Annotated in this window: 22 protein-coding genes; 7 read left to right on the forward strand and 15 right to left on the reverse strand. The window is 40.2% G+C overall.

Annotated features, from left to right (window positions below; all coding sequences use genetic code 11):
- Positions 1-97 precede the first annotated feature (97 nt).
- The gene (locus FLM54_RS06775) at positions 98-544 is read left to right on the forward strand and encodes a DUF4826 family protein (protein WP_178955906.1); all 447 of its coding nucleotides are present in this window, start codon (positions 98-100) and stop codon (positions 542-544) included.
- Positions 545-624: 80 nt separating this feature from the next.
- Here FLM54_RS06775 and FLM54_RS06780 read toward each other — a convergent pair whose 3' ends face one another.
- Genes FLM54_RS06780 through FLM54_RS06795 form a run of 4 tightly spaced genes read right to left on the reverse strand, consistent with a single transcriptional unit; the run spans position 625 to position 3,535 of the window.
- Positions 625-1,092: a glycine zipper 2TM domain-containing protein gene (locus FLM54_RS06780; RefSeq protein ID WP_138604886.1), complete on the reverse strand. Its 468-nt coding sequence runs from the start codon at positions 1,090-1,092 to the stop codon at positions 625-627.
- Positions 1,093-1,107: 15 nt separating this feature from the next.
- Complete coding sequence (lpoB, locus tag FLM54_RS06785; protein ID WP_409564076.1) at positions 1,108-1,725, reverse strand: penicillin-binding protein activator LpoB; 618 nt, start codon at positions 1,723-1,725, stop codon at positions 1,108-1,110.
- Between the two features lie 11 nt (positions 1,726-1,736).
- The gene (locus tag FLM54_RS06790; RefSeq protein ID WP_178955910.1) at positions 1,737-2,162 is read right to left on the reverse strand and encodes a YcfL family protein; all 426 of its coding nucleotides are present in this window, start codon (positions 2,160-2,162) and stop codon (positions 1,737-1,739) included.
- A gap of 8 nt (positions 2,163-2,170) precedes the next feature.
- Positions 2,171-3,535 carry a COG3014 family protein gene (locus tag FLM54_RS06795; RefSeq protein WP_178955912.1) on the reverse strand — a complete coding sequence of 455 codons (1,365 nt, stop codon included), beginning with the start codon at positions 3,533-3,535 and terminating at the stop codon, positions 2,171-2,173.
- 196 nt (positions 3,536-3,731) lie between these two features.
- On the opposite strand from FLM54_RS06795, the gene FLM54_RS06800 reads away from it, so the two are divergent.
- The gene (locus FLM54_RS06800) at positions 3,732-4,610 is read left to right on the forward strand and encodes a DMT family transporter (protein WP_178955914.1); all 879 of its coding nucleotides are present in this window, start codon (positions 3,732-3,734) and stop codon (positions 4,608-4,610) included.
- Here the strand turns inward: FLM54_RS06800 and FLM54_RS06805 are convergent.
- The 7 genes from FLM54_RS06805 to FLM54_RS06835 all read right to left on the reverse strand — a co-directional run bounded on the left by FLM54_RS06805 (position 4,594) and on the right by FLM54_RS06835 (position 11,250).
- Complete coding sequence (locus tag FLM54_RS06805; protein ID WP_178955916.1) at positions 4,594-5,292, reverse strand: M15 family metallopeptidase; 699 nt, start codon at positions 5,290-5,292, stop codon at positions 4,594-4,596. The genes FLM54_RS06800 and FLM54_RS06805 overlap by 17 nt on opposite strands.
- Positions 5,292-6,422 (reverse strand): succinyl-diaminopimelate desuccinylase, encoded by a 1,131-nt coding sequence (dapE, locus tag FLM54_RS06810; RefSeq protein WP_178955917.1) that lies wholly within the window; start codon positions 6,420-6,422, stop codon positions 5,292-5,294. The genes FLM54_RS06805 and dapE overlap by 1 nt, the downstream gene beginning before the upstream one ends.
- The gene (locus FLM54_RS06815; RefSeq protein WP_178955919.1) at positions 6,422-6,766 is read right to left on the reverse strand and encodes an ArsC family reductase; all 345 of its coding nucleotides are present in this window, start codon (positions 6,764-6,766) and stop codon (positions 6,422-6,424) included. The genes dapE and FLM54_RS06815 overlap by 1 nt, the downstream gene beginning before the upstream one ends.
- A gap of 4 nt (positions 6,767-6,770) precedes the next feature.
- Positions 6,771-7,268, reverse strand: coding sequence for a PTS glucose transporter subunit IIA (locus tag FLM54_RS06820; protein WP_178955921.1), 498 nt, complete (start codon positions 7,266-7,268; stop codon positions 6,771-6,773).
- A 6-nt stretch (positions 7,269-7,274) separates the two neighbouring features.
- Entirely contained in the window at positions 7,275-7,658 is a 384-nt protein-coding gene (locus tag FLM54_RS06825) for an ACT domain-containing protein (RefSeq protein ID WP_171039579.1), read from the reverse strand.
- A 222-nt stretch (positions 7,659-7,880) separates the two neighbouring features.
- Positions 7,881-10,034 carry a phosphate acetyltransferase gene (gene pta, locus FLM54_RS06830; protein WP_054200797.1) on the reverse strand — a complete coding sequence of 718 codons (2,154 nt, stop codon included), beginning with the start codon at positions 10,032-10,034 and terminating at the stop codon, positions 7,881-7,883.
- A gap of 1 nt (position 10,035) precedes the next feature.
- Positions 10,036-11,250: an acetate kinase gene (locus FLM54_RS06835; RefSeq protein ID WP_178955923.1), complete on the reverse strand. Its 1,215-nt coding sequence runs from the start codon at positions 11,248-11,250 to the stop codon at positions 10,036-10,038.
- A gap of 263 nt (positions 11,251-11,513) precedes the next feature.
- On the opposite strand from FLM54_RS06835, the gene yfbV reads away from it, so the two are divergent.
- A complete protein-coding gene (yfbV, locus tag FLM54_RS06840) occupies positions 11,514-11,960 on the forward strand; it encodes a terminus macrodomain insulation protein YfbV (RefSeq protein WP_138604877.1) in 447 nt (148 codons plus the stop codon).
- Here yfbV and rlmA read toward each other — a convergent pair.
- Genes rlmA through xthA form a run of 3 tightly spaced genes read right to left on the reverse strand, consistent with a single transcriptional unit; the run spans position 11,944 to position 14,203 of the window.
- Complete coding sequence (rlmA, locus tag FLM54_RS06845) at positions 11,944-12,747, reverse strand: 23S rRNA (guanine(745)-N(1))-methyltransferase (protein ID WP_178955925.1); 804 nt, start codon at positions 12,745-12,747, stop codon at positions 11,944-11,946. The genes yfbV and rlmA overlap by 17 nt on opposite strands.
- Positions 12,744-13,391 (reverse strand): energy-coupling factor ABC transporter permease, encoded by a 648-nt coding sequence (locus tag FLM54_RS06850; RefSeq protein WP_178955927.1) that lies wholly within the window; start codon positions 13,389-13,391, stop codon positions 12,744-12,746. The genes rlmA and FLM54_RS06850 overlap by 4 nt, the downstream gene beginning before the upstream one ends.
- Positions 13,392-13,396: 5 nt before the next feature.
- Positions 13,397-14,203 carry an exodeoxyribonuclease III gene (gene xthA, locus FLM54_RS06855; RefSeq protein WP_178955929.1) on the reverse strand — a complete coding sequence of 269 codons (807 nt, stop codon included), beginning with the start codon at positions 14,201-14,203 and terminating at the stop codon, positions 13,397-13,399.
- A gap of 242 nt (positions 14,204-14,445) precedes the next feature.
- Here xthA and FLM54_RS06860 point away from each other — a divergent pair, with 242 nt between their 5' ends.
- The 4 genes from FLM54_RS06860 to rluB all read left to right on the forward strand — a co-directional run bounded on the left by FLM54_RS06860 (position 14,446) and on the right by rluB (position 17,209).
- On the forward strand, positions 14,446-14,877 hold the full coding sequence (locus tag FLM54_RS06860; RefSeq protein WP_138604873.1) for an exonuclease III: 432 nt from the start codon (positions 14,446-14,448) through the stop codon (positions 14,875-14,877).
- Positions 14,878-15,079: 202 nt separating this feature from the next.
- Positions 15,080-15,601, forward strand: coding sequence for an EF-hand domain-containing protein (locus FLM54_RS06865; RefSeq protein ID WP_138604872.1), 522 nt, complete (start codon positions 15,080-15,082; stop codon positions 15,599-15,601).
- Between the two features lie 151 nt (positions 15,602-15,752).
- Complete coding sequence (gene scpB / locus FLM54_RS06870) at positions 15,753-16,343, forward strand: SMC-Scp complex subunit ScpB (RefSeq protein ID WP_138604871.1); 591 nt, start codon at positions 15,753-15,755, stop codon at positions 16,341-16,343.
- Positions 16,340-17,209: a 23S rRNA pseudouridine(2605) synthase RluB gene (gene rluB, locus FLM54_RS06875; RefSeq protein WP_008110001.1), complete on the forward strand. Its 870-nt coding sequence runs from the start codon at positions 16,340-16,342 to the stop codon at positions 17,207-17,209. Before scpB ends, rluB begins: the two co-directional genes overlap by 4 nt.
- Before the next feature lie 65 nt (positions 17,210-17,274).
- Here rluB and FLM54_RS06880 read toward each other — a convergent pair whose 3' ends face one another.
- Positions 17,275-18,021, reverse strand: coding sequence for a YciK family oxidoreductase (locus tag FLM54_RS06880; RefSeq protein ID WP_178955931.1), 747 nt, complete (start codon positions 18,019-18,021; stop codon positions 17,275-17,277).
- Position 18,022 lies beyond the last annotated feature (1 nt).

The raw sequence follows: 18,022 nt of genomic DNA on the forward strand, positions 1-18,022 counted from the left end.
AAACAGCTGCGAATAAGGTGTTAAGCACGCTATTTATGCTTGCGCCTTATTTGTTATGCCCTTAAAGTGTAAACAAAGAAGTAAAAAGGTTATTAAAATGCAGCAACAAGAACAACAACCATTAACACCAAAGCAGCAAGCTGAACTTCAGCAACAAGAAATTAAATGGCAGCGCGAGTGTTTTCAAAATGCACAACAACATTTAGCTGAAAAAGGCATTATGCCTAAAACCTTGCTTGAAAAAGAAAGTCGTTTTTTAGCGCCTTTATGTGCGCTTTGGAAATTTAAAGCGCAAAACGGTAAGAGTTACTGGGTGATCACAGGTCGTTTACCAACCGATCACGCTGAAGCGTCTGCAGCAAAAGATGCACGTGATGCCATGCGTTATTTTTCATTGCAGTGGCAGTTAAAGGCCGACCAAATTATTACAGCGGGTCCGCGTGATAAAACCCAAGCCGACTTTGCAAACTTACTTATAAATCGTGCTCACGGCTTATATGAAATGCATGAAAATGAGCAGCTTTGGGCAAAAGAACCAGCTTAAAAATAAACGTAATTACCCTTTAAAAAAACCTAACTTAGGTAACTAAGTTAGGTTTTTTCAGCTATTGCCTTGCAAGAAGCTTAATACGCGCTATCTACTCGCACTGTGTTATTGGTTAAGTAGATTAGGCGAACATTATCCCCTTGATGAAAACGCATAGCGGGATCGCTGTCTTGTACCACCATAAATTGCTCACCACTTTCTACTTGTATCAGTAATTCAACGAGCTGTGTGTTTTCATAGCGCTGTGTTTGCTGCTGATTATGAGCAACGTTACCACCAATCACCGATCCTAAAATAGTCGCTACAGTACGACCACTGCCGCCGCCAAACTGGTTACCAATAACGCCGCCTATTAAGGCACCGCCAAAGGTTTTCCAGCCGTTACTTTTGTCTTGTACTAATTGTTGCTCAGTAATAGTGCGCACCGACTTTACTTTACCAAATAGTACTTGCTGTACAGGAACGGCTTTATTTCGTTCGTACTTGGCAAACGTTGGGGCACTTACTACTAATAAAGCGCATAAAATTAAGCTAAGCGTTTTCATAATTCGCTCCTGTTATTACCAACCAAACGTTGATTTTTCACGCGTTTTACGAATTTCAGTTTCGTCAGCCCATTCAATAAGGCCGCTTTGCATATCCATTAAACGTATTGTAAATTTGTAGTACACATCGGCTTTATCTGCATTAGATTTAACAATGCTTGATAGGTTACCGTACAGCATATATTGCGCACCAATTTGCTTACCAAAAGCCACCGCAGTACTTGGGTTGACTAAGGCGTCTTCGTTTTGAAATGTAATTTGCTCACGAACCGCCTCTACACGGGTCATATCAACAAATCTAAATTTGCCGCTACGCAGTAATTGTGTAGAGATTGAGTCGGTGATTGATTCTGTATCTATGTGTTCACTAGTTTTATTTTTAATACGCTCTACAAATACCACAGGGCGTGTATTGGCGGTCATAGTACCAACTACAGGCGAACTAAGCAGAGAGTCGGTCATTTGCGAGGCAACTTTTTGTAAGTCAGTAGAGCCAAAGTTTATATCTGTGGTTTCTACGGCTTGGGCATCACCATAGCTGACAACTGCTTTATTGGCACAGCCTGCAAGTGTCAGTGCCGCTAAGCCTAAAATTGCATAACTAGACAGTGATTTAAATTGTTTATTGATCATCATGATTTCCTTTAATCTTTAAATTCTTGTGCGTCGGTTGATACTTCTCTTACCGCTAATGAGAAGGTAACGGCATTAGAGCTAGGCGCTAGTCCTGCAAGCTGAGTTTTAGCAAAGCCAAATAATGTAAGGGCTTGCCACGGTGAGTGATTGCCTTTAATAACAAAGCCATCTTTATCAAACCAGTTAAATTGATACTGTAAGTATTGCGACTTTTTATAGGTACTCGCTAAAGTAACTACCACGTCGGTAAGGTTATTTGTTTGACGCGTTTTTACATCACTTATTAAAAGCTTTTTAGCTAATTGTGGATTATTAACATTGAGCTGCTCTTTATAAGCGCTGGCAGTTTGCTCAACCCCAATACCTGAGGTTACAGGTCGGCTGCTACACGCGCTAAGCATAAACAGCGCAATAACGGGAAGTATGTATTTCATGATGGCTCCTAAAGTTGCACTACATGGGAGTTAAAATAGTTATTGACAGAGGTTAGGTATATTAACGTTAACCCTTGCTTACTAACGGTAAAATTTATTGGCGGTTGCGAGCCAACGTTTAAAGTATGTTCTCCTGCTTTTACTGCACTGCGGGCAAGGCTGATCTGATTAGGCAGGGTAAGCCAACTACGCGTATCTGCTTGCTCAGATGCAAGATTATACAAATTAGCCAAAATGTTCCCTACATCACCGGCACTGCGCGCAAGCTCTGCACGCATTTTTTCTTTAGCGACAAGGCGTAAAATTTGTCTTGAAACACGCCCAGCTACTTGCTGCTCTAAGGTTTTAGCAGCCAGTGCTTCTAAATGTACTAACGGGCTTAATGCTAATACTTGGTTATTAACTTTTATATTATTCACGGCACTGCTGTAGGCATTATTTATATAAACAGGCATTGCTAGGCTATAAAAGCGGGCATCCCCCTGCGAAGTATAAATAGGCAATCGCAATTTAAACTCGTGCTGTTTTGGTATAAGACCTTGTTCAAATAATATAACTACTTCGCCTTGATTTTTATCTATGGTGTTTACTTCACCAAACTGTCGTTTAAATTGTTTGTAGTCATCCGCAAAGCCTTGCTGCTTAGCAAGGCGCAATATATCTTGCTGTAAATACGGATTGCTAGGTTGTATTTCGAGCGCTTTTTTATAGTCTATGTAGGCATCATCGCCTTGCTTTGCCGTTTCATACAGCAGCCCTGATAGGTAAAACGTATACGCATTTTGAAAGCCATTTTTTACCGAGCGAGTTAAATTATCCATGCCTGGGTAGTGTTGTTGTGCTTGAGCAACGGCATTATCAAACTCGCTTTGATTATCGAGTAGTGCATCAACTTGTACTTTATTGGCACGGCGTATTTCAACTAATGCGCTCTCAATATCGCGCTTATAAACATAATTAAGTGCTTTGTAGCTATGCAACATACTCATTTCGTAAGCAGGTGGGATATAACCTATCGCTGAGTCGTTAGTTAACAGCGCATTACTTTGCTCAAGCCCTGCACTTACTTGTATTTTGGCTGCTTGGCGCTTAGCTTGCATCTGTTGGTAGACAGTTTCAAAATATGTTTGCGCACTGTCTGGATTATTAGCTAAATCAGCAATACGCCCTTGCTCTAATTGGTTCAGTAAATAATTACTGTGGGCTTTACTGTTGGTTTTTATAAGGGTGCGTGCATTTTCAATATTATTATTGCTAATAGCTTGCCTAACAGGGGTGGTGTTTGTGGCATAATCATTAAACAAGTCGTTAAAGCCAATAGTGCTGCAACCACTTACAATAAAGCAAAAACTGAAAATTAAAATGTGACGCACACGCACTCCTTTTATCTATTTTATAAGGTTAACACATGGCTTATAAATGTAGGTGTGAAAGATTGTAAAAAAGCGTAGTGTATAAACATTAAAGCTTTATCATTAAAAAATAACCATATTAACGTTTACAACAATGGACGCTAATTTAACCTGTACATAAAAACGGTACATATTTATCAATACGTTAGGAATTTATTTGAAAGCCACTCTGTTTACTATTATCGCGTTAGTTGCCTTTGCTGCCAATTCGTTATTGTGTCGCTTAGCATTAGCTCAAGGTTATATTGATGCGTGGAATTTCACTGTTATACGGCTTCTCAGCGGGGCAGTGTGTTTGACCATTATTATGCTGCTCTATACAAAGCAGTTAAATAAAAATGCACAATTAAGTGGTTCTGTTATTAACGATACCGGAAGCTGGCGAAGCAGTGTGAGCTTGCTGATATACGCGCTGTGTTTTTCTATAGCTTATATAGAGTTAGATACCGGTATGGGCGCGCTTATTTTATTCTCCGCGGTGCAATTTACCATGATCGGCTGGGGCATCTATAAGCAAGAGCGCTTAATCGCTGTGCAATGGCTTGCATTTATTGTGGCGTTTGCGGCTTTTGTTTACTTAATGCTGCCTTCGCAAACAGCGCCACCGGTAATGGCGGCAGTATTAATGAGCATAAGTGGCGTGGCATGGGGAATATACAGTATTCGTGGCAAGGCGTGTGTGTCACCACTTAGGGCCACCACTTATAACTTTATTCGCAGCTTATTAGTGCTACCTATTTTAATTGTGGTGGGTATGAGCCAGCTTAAGAATGTACGCATGGAAGGGGTGTTACTTGCCATTGGCTCAGGTGCGATAGCATCTGGTGTTGGTTACAGTATTTGGTATGTGGCTATGCCATTATTAAAAAGCACGCATGCAGCTATAGTGCAGTTATGCGTGCCCGTTTTGGCAGCTATTGCAGGAGCGGTGTTTTTATCAGAAACCTTAACTGTGCAATTTATGCTCCCGAGCAGTATTATTTTACTAGCGGTATTGGTTTTTACGTTAAATAAAAAAACTAATAACACTGCTTAGCTGGTGGACTCACATTGAGCACAAAGCGTTCATACAAAGCAGGTAAGTGGGTTAAAATAGCGTCTTTACCTAATAAATCACTCTCTTTAATGCAGTTGTGTAATACCTCAACTGACAGGTGCCTCATAAGCTGCTCTGACTGCGAAATATGGCTAATATGCCAAAGTTCTGGGGCAACACCGCCTAAATCGTGCTGATAAGGCCGATAAAATCCAAATTCTGCCAGGTGGGTGTCTAGCCATTGACTCAGTTCGGCAAAAGGTCCGCCATGCTGATATTCATCGGGGGTTAGTTGCAACTCATAATCGTCACTCACTGCGCCTTTATCAAAAATATCTAAGTCAGTGCCTAAATGATGGCGACTTGCCCCTGGCAGTGCAGAGTACAGCATTATGGCGGTACATTTTTCAATATCACTCAGTGAATTTAGTTCAACGGCTTGTTGCGCTTTATTTAACACCACGCGCTTATTTGAAAATTTAGCATTCCAAATAGCTGATTGACGATTAAAATCTCGAAAACTTGATGCAATACATAAATCAAAGCCAGCGGATGCGGCCGCTGATTGCAGTGCAACAAAGTCGTTGACAATATTGGCATGCAAATAATGGTTTTGTATGGCGACTAGGTGTGCATCACTTTGTCCGGTGATGCATTGTATGAGTTCTTTATTTGCAGTCATTAAGTTAACAGTTGTTCTAATATTTGCTCGTAAATATCTGCCAGCGCGATCAGGTCATCTGTGCTAACACACTCATCAACTTTATGAATTGTGGCGTTACGTGGCCCCAGCTCGATTACTTTAGCGCCGGTTTGAGCAATAAAGCGGCCATCTGATGTCCCACCTGTTGTTTCTAAATTAGTGGTTAAGCCAGTTACTGATTTAATGGCAGCGACGGTAGCATCAACTAACGGACCGTGATCGGTTAAAAACGGTAGGCCATTTACAATCCAATTTAGTTCGTAATTCAAATTATGTTTTTGTAAAATCGCGTTCACTTCTTGTTGCAGCTGCTGATGAGTAACTTCGGTGCTAAACCTAAAGTTAAATTGTACTTCAAGCTCACCGGGGATCACATTACCAGCACCTGTGCCACCATTAATGTTAGAGATTTGAAAGCTGGTGGCTGGGAAAAAGTCGTTACCCATATCCCAGACAGTTTGGCTTAATTCGGTTAAAGCTGGTGTGGCTAAATGAATTGGGTTTTGCGCTAAATGCGGGTAAGCCACATGACCTTGCACGCCTTTAATAGTTAAAAAACCAGTTAAAGAACCACGACGACCATTTTTAACCACATCACCGAGTACATCGCGCGATGAAGGCTCACCAACAAGACACATATCAATTTTTTCACCGCGCTCTTCTAAAGTATCTATTACGCGGGTAGTGCCGTTAATAAACGGGCCTTCCTCATCTGAGGTAATTAAAAACGAGATAGAACCTTTATGATCAGGGTGCTTAGATACAAAACGCTCTGTGGCTACAACCATAGCTGCCAGTGAGCCTTTCATGTCGGCAGCGCCACGACCATGTAATAAACCGTCTTCAATTAGGCCCGCAAAAGGCGGGTGCTGCCAGTTTTTTTCAGGTCCAGTGGGCACCACATCAGTATGACCGGCAAAACAAAAATGGGGCGATTGCGTACCTTTACGTGCCCATGTGTTTAGGGTATCGGTAAAAAATAGCGATTCAATATCAAAGCCAATAGCGCTTAGACGTTCATTCATCATATGTTGGCACCCAGCATCTTCAGGTGTAACCGACTCTCGCTGAATTAAGGCTTGGGCTAGGGTAATTACTGGATGGGTCATTATTTAAAAATCTCATCGTATTGGGCTGCTTTAAAGCCTAAGTGGTACTGCCCGTTATTAACAAGTACAGGGCGTTTGATCATTGCAGGTTGTTCAACCAATATATCGATAGCAGTTTGCTTAGTTAAGTTTTGCTTTTGCTCATCCGAAAGCGCTCTGTAGGTTGTGCCACGTTTATTAACAAGTTGTTCCCAGTCAATATGCTCTGCAAAATCGCTAACCATATTATGATTAACGCCATCTTTACGATAGTCATGGAAAGTGAATGCGATGTCATTATCGCTTAGGTATTTTTTTGCTTTTTTAATAGTGTCGCAGTTGCTAATGCCATAGAGAGTGATCATAAACCTACTTCTTTTTGATAATAGTTAATAAGGTATCTACACCAGCATTGACCTGCGGGTGAGAATAATGAAAAGTGCCTAAGTCGTGGCCATTGAGTATGATAAGGCTAGCTAAAATAGGCGCATCGAGTTCACGCAAATCAAAGTAAGCTAGGCGCTGTCCTTTGGTTATTTTGCTGCCATTAAGCTGAGCAATATGAGTATGCGTGAGAGTTTGAGAATCAGGCACAGCTAAGTTTATTAATACTTTTAAGCCATTTTTAGCTTTTAGAATAAATTCGCACCCGCCGCTTTTAACTTGCAATAAAGTACCATTAAATGGCGCTAACACTTTATGGCTAGTTAAGCTGACAATAATCCCTGGTCCTAAAGTTCCAAAGCGGAAAAAAGCTTCAGGATGCGCGTCCATTTGCATAATTTTGCCACTGAACGGACTGGTTATTTGTATTGCGCTTCGGCAAATTTTATTTTTAGTTAAATAGCTAACGTCTTCAGATTTCATTATTAATTAAGTTACCACGTTGTAGCCATCGGCTTTAAGAGCAGCCATTGCTTTGTTGACGGTTTGCTTTTTTACTAAAATATAGTCGGTGTCATAGGTTGAAATTGAAAAAATTGACACGCCAGCTCTTGCTAATACTCCTGAAATATTTGCCATAATACCGGTTAACGAAAACCCTAATGGGCCAATTACTTCTAATGCTTGCCAATTCGATTCTGTATCTTGGCTATCAATTATAAAGTCATCAGGGCAAACGACCGAGAGTTCATCGTGCGTTTTTGAAATAAAAAATAATGGTTGCTTTAACAGGGCAGGAGGGATGTCGGCATCAAGCGCTAAACTATGAATTGATAAAACAGTGCTGTGTAATTGTAGTGTTTGTTTTGACATAAAACCCATCCCTAGCAGCAAGATAATAGCTTTATAGTATAGAGTATTGAATCTAAGTTAAAGGCCCAAACTGAGCCGTTGTTAAAGTTTTTATTAATTAAAAAATAATTGTCCACAATTTCTGTGGATAAGCTTGGGGGTTGTAAGGTATAAATAGCCTAACCTATTAATAATTAATTAAAAATTGGCTAGGCTATAAAAGGGGCATGTTAGTTAAAGGGGTTAATTAAGTGCCTCAGCTTGCGCTGCTTGAATGGCAGTTAAAGCAATGGTATACACTATGTCGTCAACTAATGCGCCACGGCTTAAGTCGTTAACTGGTTTACGCATCCCTTGCAGCATCGGACCTATACTGATCAAATCAGCGCTTCGTTGTACCGCTTTATAGGTGGTGTTGCCAGTATTTAAATCAGGGAATATAAACACCGTTGCTTTACCTGCAACAGGGCTGTTAGGTGCCTTTTTAATCGCTACACTTTCCATAATTGCCGCATCATACTGTAGTGGTCCATCTATAATTAGATCTGGGCGCTTTTGCTGGGCCAGTTTAGTTGCCGCTCGCACTTTTTCTACATCAGCCCCACTGCCTGAATCACCAGTACTGTAACTTATCATGGCTACGCGAGGTTCAATACCAAATGCTGCTGCTGAGTCGGCAGATTGAATTGCAATGTCGGCTAGTTGTTCGGCATTAGGATCGGGATTAATAGCGCAATCACCATAAACTAGAACCTGATCCGGTAATAGCATAAAGAACACAGATGACACTAATGATGAACCTGGCGCGGTTTTGATTAACTGTAGCGGTGGGCGAATGGTATTGGCAGTGGTGTTTACCGCACCCGATACCAGACCATCGACTTTACCTTGCTCTAGCATCATGGTGCCAAGTACGACGTGATCTTGTAGTTGCTCTTGGGCGACTACTTCGGTAAGACCTTTATTCTTACGGATTTCCACCATAGGTGCTACGTAGTCATTTATGATACTGCTTGGCTCAATTACAGTTACATGCTCGTTAAGCTCAATGCCTTGCTGCTCGGCTATACGCAATATTTCATCACGATCACCTAATAAAATTGTTTTAGCAATGCCACGCTGGCCACAAATAGCGGCTGCTTTAATGGTTCTAGGTTCGTTACCTTCAGGCAATACAATTGTTTTTTCGGCTTTACGAGCTTTTTCAGTCAATAAATACCTAAAGGCAGGAGGGGATAGTTTTCGGGTTTTCCCCACACTTTTAGCTAAGGTATCTAACCAATCAGAATCTATATACTCTGCGTTATGATCTTTTACCTTTTCAATGCGCTGTTCATCATCGCTTGGCACTTCTAGGTTAAAGTTATGCAGTAATAACGAGGTGCGCCAAGTGTCGCCTTCGGTTGCTAAAATAGGCAGCCCTGTTTGCATGGCTTGTTCGCACAGCGCCATGATGCGCGGCTCAGGCTCAAAGCCACCGGTGAGCAAAATAGCGCCTAGTTTAGTACCGTTCATAGCAGACAAGCAGGCTGCAACCAATATATCTGAACGATCGCCTGGGGTGACCAATAACGCACCTGGGGTAAAATAATTTAGAATATTTGATACTGTACGGGCACAAAAAGTAATGCGTCTTAGTCGACGATGCACCATGTCGCCTTCATTAATAATAGTGGCTTTTAGATAAGCACTTAAATCTTTAACGCGTGGCGCTACCAGCTCAAAATCCCACGGAATGGCACCAAGTAACATAAAAGGGTTTTTTCTAAAAATTGGTAAAGAAGCCAGGCGGTTAAGCTCGTTATCAAGCGCTTCTGGCTTGTAAGTATCGACTAAATCAGCGCGAGCACGGCCTTCTTCATCTAGAGGGGCATTTACTTTATTGAAAATACAACCCAGCACACGAGGGTGATCTATGCCACCGTAATTTCCAGCAGCAATTTCAAGGCGATCTTCAATTTGGGTAATACTGTAATTCCCAGGGGTAAGCACAAATACAATATCGGCCCCTAAGGTTTGTGCAATTTCACGGTTTATGCGTCCTGCATAAGGTTGGCGACGAGTTGGCACCATTCCTTCGATTATGGCCACTTCGTCATCGTTTATCTTACTTTGAAAACGCTCAACAATTTCTTCTAATAAGTCATCACCTTTACCATCACCAATCATTTGCTCTGCGTAATCGAGTGCAAATGGTGTTGGCGGCTTAATCGGTGATCCTTGAGTAACAATTTGGGTCGATTTTTCAGGGCCAGTTTCACCTGCACGCGGCTGGGCGATAGGTTTGAAAAAGTTAACCTTAACCGTCTTTTGTTCCAGCGCTCTTACTAAACCAACTGATACTGAGGTTAAACCTACCCCTGTAGAGATAGGTACCAACATAATACGACGAGCCATATTATAACTCCTTGGTGATGTTTGCGGCGTCGAGTGCAATAACCCATTCTTCGTTGGTAGGCATAACCACCGCTTTGCTTGTTGAATTAGCAGCGCTGATTAATCCAGCTTGGCCAAACCGTGCATCAAGGTTTGCTTGAGGGTCTAAATTGATACCCAAAAATGCTAACTGTGTAAGTACTTTTTCGCGAATAATATCGGAATTCTCGCCAATCCCACCGGTAAAAATAAGCGCATCTAATTTTTGCAGCGGTACCATGTAGGCGGCTATTTGTTTTGCTAAGCGGTAGCAAAACATATTAAGTGCCAGCATGGCTTGCGAGTTGCCAGCAATAGCAGCCTCTTCAATAGTACGGCAATCGTTTGATAACTCGCTTATTCCTAATAGGCCACTCTTTTGATTTAGCAGGTCATCAATTTGCTGCGCAGTGTAATCAAGCTGCGTAGTTAAAAAGTTAAATAACCCTGGGTCAATGTCACCACAACGGGTACCCATTACAAGTCCTTCAAGCGGGGTTAAGCCCATGCTGGTATCGACACTTTTACCGTTTTTGATTGCACACACCGAGCAGCCATTGCCTAAGTGGGCGCTAATAAAGTTACTTTCTTCAACAGGTAAAGCCAGCATTTTAGCGGTTTGACCTGCTACATAAAAATGGCTAGTGCCATGAAACCCATAGCGTCTAACCCCAAAGTCCTTATAAAGTTGATAAGGAAGGGCATATAGATAAGCAACCTCATCCATAGTTTGATGAAATGCGGTATCAAACACGGCTATTTGTGGTAAATCTTTAAATGATGCTTGTGCTGATGAGATGCCCAGTAAATTAGCGTGACCATGTAAAGGGGCTAGTGTGGCTGCTTGGGTAATACCTGCAATGACGTTATCGTCAATTAAAACTGATTGAGTAAAGTGCTCGCCACCATGTACTACGCGATGGCCCACAGCTACTAATTGATCGTCTAAATTGTGATCTTTTATTAAATCAACCAGCGTATCAATTGCTTGGGCATGTGCTTGGTTAGCAGCAAGCTTAATAGTGGTTTTTTCTCCCTGAAACTTATATTTAATTGAGGGAGCATTATCACCTAGGCGCTCAGCTAAACCTGATATAATGTCGTTTCCTGTGTTTGCATCAATAATTGCAAACTTTAGACTTGAGCTTCCACAATTGAGTACCAAAACATGGTTCGGATTATTTGGGAGTGTTGGCATAGATTCATTTTCCATTTAAGTATTAATCAGTACACTTGGTTGATGTATAAGCCTTTGTGGCTTAGATAAGCCTAGACTAAAGTGTAGTAGACTTTATTAAAAGAGCTTTGTGAGATTCTTTCGATAATTTATGCTTTTTGTGAGTTTTACTAATGAAATTAAGCATTTTTACCGATAAAGTGAAAGCAGCTATAATTGTGTTACACTTTTATAAGTATTACGTTTGTTGAAATGTTACAAACCGAGACTATGAGGATTTATTAATGCAAAAAAGTGTGATATCGCAAGTTCAATTAGGGCGTTCTTATGCTAAAACATGGCCAATGCGTAAAGAGGTCGCGCCATTATTTGCAGAATTTAAAGTGATCAGAGCCACTGAGCTTGCAATCACAGTAATGCCAATATTAGCCATGCTGACCCTGTTTTTTCAGATTAATTATTTAGGCTCAGATTTTCTGCCCCAAGCGATTGCCAGTAGTCTGTTTTTTATCTCGTTGCCATTACAAGGGCTTTTATGGTTGGGTAAACGTGCGCAAACTGAATTAGAGCCTGCTATGCAGCAATGGTATAACGAGTTATTTGCAAAAATGGTTGCTAACGGTTACGACGCGCAAATGGGAAAAAACAAGCCCCGCTATTTGGAGCTTGCCGAATTACTAAAAGATATGTTCGATAAAATGGATAAAACTTTTACTAAAGAGCAATTTTAGTAAATTGCGTAATATAAAATGACAAGGTGACGCTATGATTTTGTTTTTGCTCAAGAGCTTGCCAATGTTCTGGTCTAAACTTCCACGCAAATGGCGTCATCATAATTAAGTTCTTAACATCGTTAAATGTAAGCGATACCTGCTCTGTGATTAATTGTTGCGATGTATTTTCAAAGCCCGCAGGTGCTGCTATTTCGGTATGTTCGTTTACGTTGCTATAAATATAATCTTTTAGTTCTTTCAAATGAGTTGGGCCTGGGCTTGCCACAATTAAGCAACCATTATCTTTGACCAGGCGTGCAAGTTCACTGTCAAATAAAGGCGCAAATACACTAACCAAAACGTCAGCAAGGTGATCATCAAAAGGCGCTTGGCTAATTGAAGCAACGCTAAAGTGGCATTGTTTGTAACGTTTTGCCGCATATTTTACTGCCGACTTTGATATATCAACACCGTATACGTTAGCCTGGCTGTTGTTAGCAATAGCGTGAGTATAAAATCCTTCACCACACCCCAAATCAATCACTATGTCGGCATTAAGTGGCTTAACAATATTGGCTAAAGCCGTTTGTAAAAAGCCATAATAACCTTGTTCTAAAAATGAACGCCTAGCTTGTACCATTTCCAACGAGTCGCCAGGCTGTTTAGAATTTTTGTTTTGTACAGGGAGTAAGTTTACATAGCCTTCTTTGGCAAAATCGAAGCTGTGATTATTATCGCATCGTAATGTTTTATCATTGAGTGCTAGTGGCTGTTTACAAATAGGGCAATGGTAATGAAGACTCATGAGCCTAAATAGTCCTTATCAAAAAAAGTTTTTACCCAATGTGGGCGATAGGTGATCAGTACAGTGATTGCCATACCGTTTAGCATAGCTTCAGGAAAGGCCAAAATAGGACTTAGATAAATATAATTCTCGCTCAGCTGATGCCAACTATATTCACCTATTGCGTAATAAAAAGCACCACCGAGTATAATGTTAATACAGGCAACAACACCTGCTGTTAAAAAGCTACAAACAAATATATAGATAAAAAAGTGCCGTGCTAAATAGTGATAACAGACAATAAAAACTAAATAGCTTAATAACACCGGTATAAAGGCACTAATAATGAGTTTTAACGCGACTAATTCAGGTGTTATTTGTCCAAAAGTAGTTAAAAGCGCTGTTGCGAGTACACAACTTAAAATAGCAAGGCGCCACCCCAGTGTTAGGGTTACAGCGGTTATACCTAATATATGCAGATCGAGACCGGGCAAAATACCTGCCTTGATACGCCATAATAAAGCGAGCACCAGCGCACAAGCAAATACACCTGTTTGTCTTGCTGGGGTATTAAATAAGTGACTGTATGTTGATTTGTTAATGCTTAAAAAGCCAATAACGATGACAACAATCCACAGTAACCCTTGTAATTGCGCGCTCAACATAATCGTTAATTAAACTCTGACCAAATAGGCGCATGATCTGACGGTTTATCGATAGCACGCAGTTCATAATCTATGCCTGTGTCGATACAACGAGCCGCTAAGTCATGCGTTGCCAGTACCACATCAATTCGTAGACCGCGATTATCAACAAACCCTTTTGAACGATAGTCAAACCAGGAGTATTGGTCGTTAATTTCTGGGTTTTGTTCTCTAAAGGTGTCTTTAAAGCCCCAATTTAATAAGGTAGCAAGCCACTCACGTTCAACGGGTTGAAATGAACATTTACCCGTTTTTAACCAACGTTTTGCGTTTACTTCACCAATACCAATATCTAAATCGGTAGGGGAGATATTAATATCACCCATAACAATTACATCTTGGTCAGGAGTGAAATGGCTATTTAGATGGGTCATTAAATCTTGATAAAATTGACGTTTATACGGGAACTTAGTTTCGTGATTAATGTTATCGCCTTGTGGGAAATAGCCATTCATTACATGTAAGTCACGGCCATTTTCTTGTTCTACAGTGACGCTAATCATCCGCTTTTGCGACTCATCGGTGTCAGTAGAGAAGCCTTTTAATACCGATTTAGGCTCTTTTTTGCATAACATTGCCACACCGTAATGGGCTTTTTGCCCATGAAAATAAACGTGGTAACCCATCTTTTGTACATCATCTAGCGGAAACGCTTCATCGTGTACCTTGATCTCTTGAAGACCGATAATATCTGGTTGATGTTTATCAATAATAGCTTGTAACTGGTGTAGACGAGCGCGCAGGCCATTGATATTAAAAGAAATCACTTTCATAAAGTTAACCTTCAAACTTATTTTCATTGTTAGCTAAATTGTATCAGCATTTAGAGCGACATAACATGACTGAAATGAGAAAATAACTGCACAATTGTTGCTCAATTACTGCTTAATGTTTAAACATTGTAAATGCATTATTAAATAACAAAATAAATAAAATATTCAATTGATATGTTAAAAGTTGTCTATATAATGCGCAGAAATCGTTTGTTTAACTCGTTCAAATAGGACTACCCCTGATGAAAACTCAATTACTTTTAGCTGCCTCTCTTTTTGTTTCTGTTACTGCTTCTGCACAAAGCAATACATACTTTAGCAAAGACAACAAATTAGAGTCTAACTTGTGTGTAGTAAGCGCCAATGAAGGTTTTTCAGCTGCACGTAAAATGGCTGCAAAGCATGGTATGTACTTATCGCGTTATTCAAAAAGTATCCTATGTAATGGTCAAGATATCCGAGATATAGCTAAAAAAGAATCAGCGGTTCAAGTTGCTTCATCTAAAGTTGAAGTATTTGCAAAAGATTCACATCAAGAAACACAGTTATGTATGACTGCATTAAAGCAAGGCTTACAACCAGTACGTAAGCAAATTGGTAACTTAAACACATTAAAGTGTAATGGCCAAAACGTAACTGATTTTGTAAAGCGTTACCAAGACGCTGCAATCTAAATTGCCGTATTTGATATAAACAGCTCGGTTCTTACCGAGCTTTTTTTTGCAAAAATTACCACAGTAGTTTGCAAAAATTGCATTGTCGAATATCGCTGCACAAGAGTGTTGTTTTTAAGTTATTGTTTTTATTGAATTATAATTCTGGCATCGTATTTGTATTATTTAAATTGAAATTTATTAATTTACAAGGATACGTCTTATGAAAAAATTAACGATAGCTTCTACTATTTTAGCCGCATTGAGCTTAGCTGCATGTTCTTCAAATCAGGGTCTAGAAAAAATCGACAGTGATTTTGCAAGCTTAGATAACGATAGCGATGGTTTTATCTCAAAAACTGAAGCTGACGATGATAGTATTTGGCAACACTTTTCAAATATAGATACAAATATAGATAATCAAATAAGTCGTACTGAATATGATGCTTATATGCAGCTAAATGCTGGTAAAGTTGCAACTGATAGTGAAGTAAGTGAGTCTGCATTTAAGGCTGATATTGCGAAGTTTGATAAAATAGAAAATGACTTTAAAAGCTTAGATAATGACAGCAACGGCTTTATTTCAGTTACTGAAGCTGACGATGATGATATTTCAAATCACTTTGGCTACATGGACAGCAATAAAGATAAACGAGTAAGTAAAAATGAGTTTAATAGCTATATCCAAAAGCATGGTGATTCTGTTGCAGAAGACGATGCACTTGAGCAATTCAAAAATAGCTAAATTACATTATTAAATACACTTGATACCAAGCCAGTGTTTTTCACTGGCTTTTTTATACCTATTAAATGTTATTTTATTAATATGTTTTCCTAGTTTGCCGTTGTTCTGTCATAATAGATGGCTGTGTGTTTTTATTAACTTTAGAGTGATTATGGTTGGTCGGCGAATTAGTGATGAACAATTAATTGAAATCATTGAAGCGGCGATTTTCGTGGCAGACAAGCCCGTATCAAAACGTCATCTTAAGGACACGGTTTTAAACGACTTAGCAATTTCTATGGCGCGCATTAATGATGCTGTAGAGGCCATTCAAATTCACTATCAGACGCGTGGAATACGTTTAGTTGAGGTAGGGAGTGGCTATCGTTTTCAAGCGTGCAGTAGTTTAAGCCCATGGTTGAGTAATTTATGGCAAGAACGTGCGCCTAAGTACTCGAGAGCTTTACTCGAAACCCTGTCGCTAATTGCCTATAAGCAACCCATTACCCGTGGTGAAATTGAGCAAGTACGGGGTGTAGCAACTGGCTCAAATATTATTAAAACTCTGCTTGAAAGAGAGTGGGTTAAAGTAGTTGGGCATAAAGAAGTACCCGGTAAACCGGCACTTTATGCAACGACTAAACAATTTTTAGATTATTTTTCGATAACGGGACTTCATGATTTACCCGCATTGCCAGAGCAACAGCAAAGTAAAATTACCCAGTTATTAAGTGATCCTTCTGTGAGAGAACCATCCAAATGAGTATACAAGGTGAAAAGTTACAAAAAGTCCTAGCCCGTGCAGGGGTAGGTTCACGCCGTGAAATGGAAAAATACATCGACGCTAACCGCGTGAGTGTAAATGGTAAAGTGGCGAAATTAGGTGACAGGGTTGAAGAAACCGATTTAATTCGTGTGGACGGTCACACTGTTAAAATTGAAGAAAAAGCTGACAGAATTTGTCGTGTGATTATGTATAACAAGCCTGAAGGTGAACTAAGCACCCGTAAAGATCCTGAAGGGCGTAGAACTGTATTTGATCGTTTACCCCGTATTGATGGTGACCGCTGGATAGCGGTAGGGCGATTAGATGTGAATACGTCAGGGCTAATGCTTTTTACCAATGACGGTGAATTAGCGAATCGCTTAATGCACCCGAGTTACGAAGTTGAGCGCGAATACTCCGCTCGTGTATTTGGTGAAGTGACTGACGAAACGATGAAAAACTTACTTCGCGGTGTAGAGCTTGAAGATGGTCCGGCTAAATTTACCGGCATAAAGCCTATGGGCGGTGAAGGAATTAACCGCTGGTACAACGTAACACTTAATGAAGGTCGTAATCGCGAAGTTCGTCGTCTATGGCAATCACAAGATGTGGAAGTATCACGCCTAATTCGTATACGCTACGGTAAATTAGAGCTTGATAAGCGTGTACCACAAGGTGGTTGGATTGAGTACGATTTAGACACAGTTAACTACTTACGTAAAACAGTTAAACTTGGTAAAGAAACGCAAACTAAGCTGTCGGTTATCCCTGAAAAACGTAAAGATAAGCGCGCTAAAATAAATCAAATTCGTAAGGCGGTTAAAAAGCACAATCAACGTGTAAAACCGACTAAACGTAAGTAATTACGCTACTAAAAAAACAATAAAGCCGCTTTTTATAGCGGCTTTTTTACGTTTAAAACTAAATATTATTTTTTAACTTGTGCGTCTAACGATTGGCCATTGATATCTTTTGAGTCATCGCTCATTAAGTACAGATAAGTTGGCATTAGATCTTCAGGTGTCGCGAGTAAATCTCGATCTTCGCCCGGGAATGCGCTTGCACGCATTGACGTACGGGTTGCACCTGGGTTGATACAGTTTACACGGATTGGCGTTTTTTCAACTTCACACGCCCATGTCTGCATCATACCTTCTACTGCAAATTTAGAAATTGCATATGGTCCCCAAAACTCTCTTCCTTTGCGACCCACACCCGAAGAAGTAAATACTACAGATGCACTCTTTGACTTTCGCATTACAGGGAATAGCGCTTTAGTGATCATCGCTTGTGCGGTGACGTTTACTTTCATCACATTTTCAAATGTTGATGAACAAAAATGTTCTAACGGCCCTAAAGTACCTAAAATACCTGCGTTATTTAATAGTCCATCTAAGCGGCCAAATTGGCTCTCGATAGTTGCAGCTAAATCACGATAGTTTTGTTTAGTTGCACCTTTTATATCCATAGGCACAATAGCGGGCTGCGGGTAGCCAGCATTAATGATTTCGTCATACACACATTCTAATTTATTAGTTGTTTTTCCTAATAAAATAACGGTTGCACCATGTTTTGCATAGGTAATAGCTGCGACACGGCCAATCCCATCACCTGCGCCTGTGATCAAAATTATTTTGTCTTTAAGTGCGTTTTCAGTTGCTTGATAGGTATGCATA

Origin of the sequence: Pseudoalteromonas sp. Scap25 (assembly GCF_013394125.1) — a bacterium.
Classification (GTDB): Bacteria; Pseudomonadota; Gammaproteobacteria; order Enterobacterales; family Alteromonadaceae; genus Pseudoalteromonas.

Coding starts and splice junctions, on each gene's coding strand:
- rluB (WP_008110001.1), top strand. CDS start 16,340: ATGAGTATACAAGGTGAAAAGTTACAAAAAGTCCTAGCCCGTGCAGGG.
- FLM54_RS06780 (WP_138604886.1), bottom strand. CDS start 1,092: ATGAAAACGCTTAGCTTAATTTTATGCGCTTTATTAGTAGTAAGTGCC.
- FLM54_RS06825 (WP_171039579.1), bottom strand. CDS start 7,658: ATGTCAAAACAAACACTACAATTACACAGCACTGTTTTATCAATTCAT.
- FLM54_RS06775 (WP_178955906.1), top strand. CDS start 98: ATGCAGCAACAAGAACAACAACCATTAACACCAAAGCAGCAAGCTGAA.
- FLM54_RS06850 (WP_178955927.1), bottom strand. CDS start 13,391: ATGTTGAGCGCGCAATTACAAGGGTTACTGTGGATTGTTGTCATCGTT.
- FLM54_RS06865 (WP_138604872.1), top strand. CDS start 15,080: ATGAAAAAATTAACGATAGCTTCTACTATTTTAGCCGCATTGAGCTTA.
- yfbV (WP_138604877.1), top strand. CDS start 11,514: ATGCAAAAAAGTGTGATATCGCAAGTTCAATTAGGGCGTTCTTATGCT.
- xthA (WP_178955929.1), bottom strand. CDS start 14,203: ATGAAAGTGATTTCTTTTAATATCAATGGCCTGCGCGCTCGTCTACAC.
- pta (WP_054200797.1), bottom strand. CDS start 10,034: ATGGCTCGTCGTATTATGTTGGTACCTATCTCTACAGGGGTAGGTTTA.
- FLM54_RS06790 (WP_178955910.1), bottom strand. CDS start 2,162: ATGAAATACATACTTCCCGTTATTGCGCTGTTTATGCTTAGCGCGTGT.
- FLM54_RS06880 (WP_178955931.1), bottom strand. CDS start 18,021: ATGCATACCTATCAAGCAACTGAAAACGCACTTAAAGACAAAATAATT.
- rlmA (WP_178955925.1), bottom strand. CDS start 12,747: ATGAGTCTTCATTACCATTGCCCTATTTGTAAACAGCCACTAGCACTC.
- dapE (WP_178955917.1), bottom strand. CDS start 6,422: ATGACCCATCCAGTAATTACCCTAGCCCAAGCCTTAATTCAGCGAGAG.
- FLM54_RS06805 (WP_178955916.1), bottom strand. CDS start 5,292: ATGACTGCAAATAAAGAACTCATACAATGCATCACCGGACAAAGTGAT.
- scpB (WP_138604871.1), top strand. CDS start 15,753: ATGGTTGGTCGGCGAATTAGTGATGAACAATTAATTGAAATCATTGAA.
- lpoB (WP_409564076.1), bottom strand. CDS start 1,725: ATGATCAATAAACAATTTAAATCACTGTCTAGTTATGCAATTTTAGGC.
- FLM54_RS06860 (WP_138604873.1), top strand. CDS start 14,446: ATGAAAACTCAATTACTTTTAGCTGCCTCTCTTTTTGTTTCTGTTACT.
- FLM54_RS06815 (WP_178955919.1), bottom strand. CDS start 6,766: ATGATCACTCTCTATGGCATTAGCAACTGCGACACTATTAAAAAAGCA.
- FLM54_RS06835 (WP_178955923.1), bottom strand. CDS start 11,250: ATGCCAACACTCCCAAATAATCCGAACCATGTTTTGGTACTCAATTGT.
- FLM54_RS06820 (WP_178955921.1), bottom strand. CDS start 7,268: ATGAAATCTGAAGACGTTAGCTATTTAACTAAAAATAAAATTTGCCGA.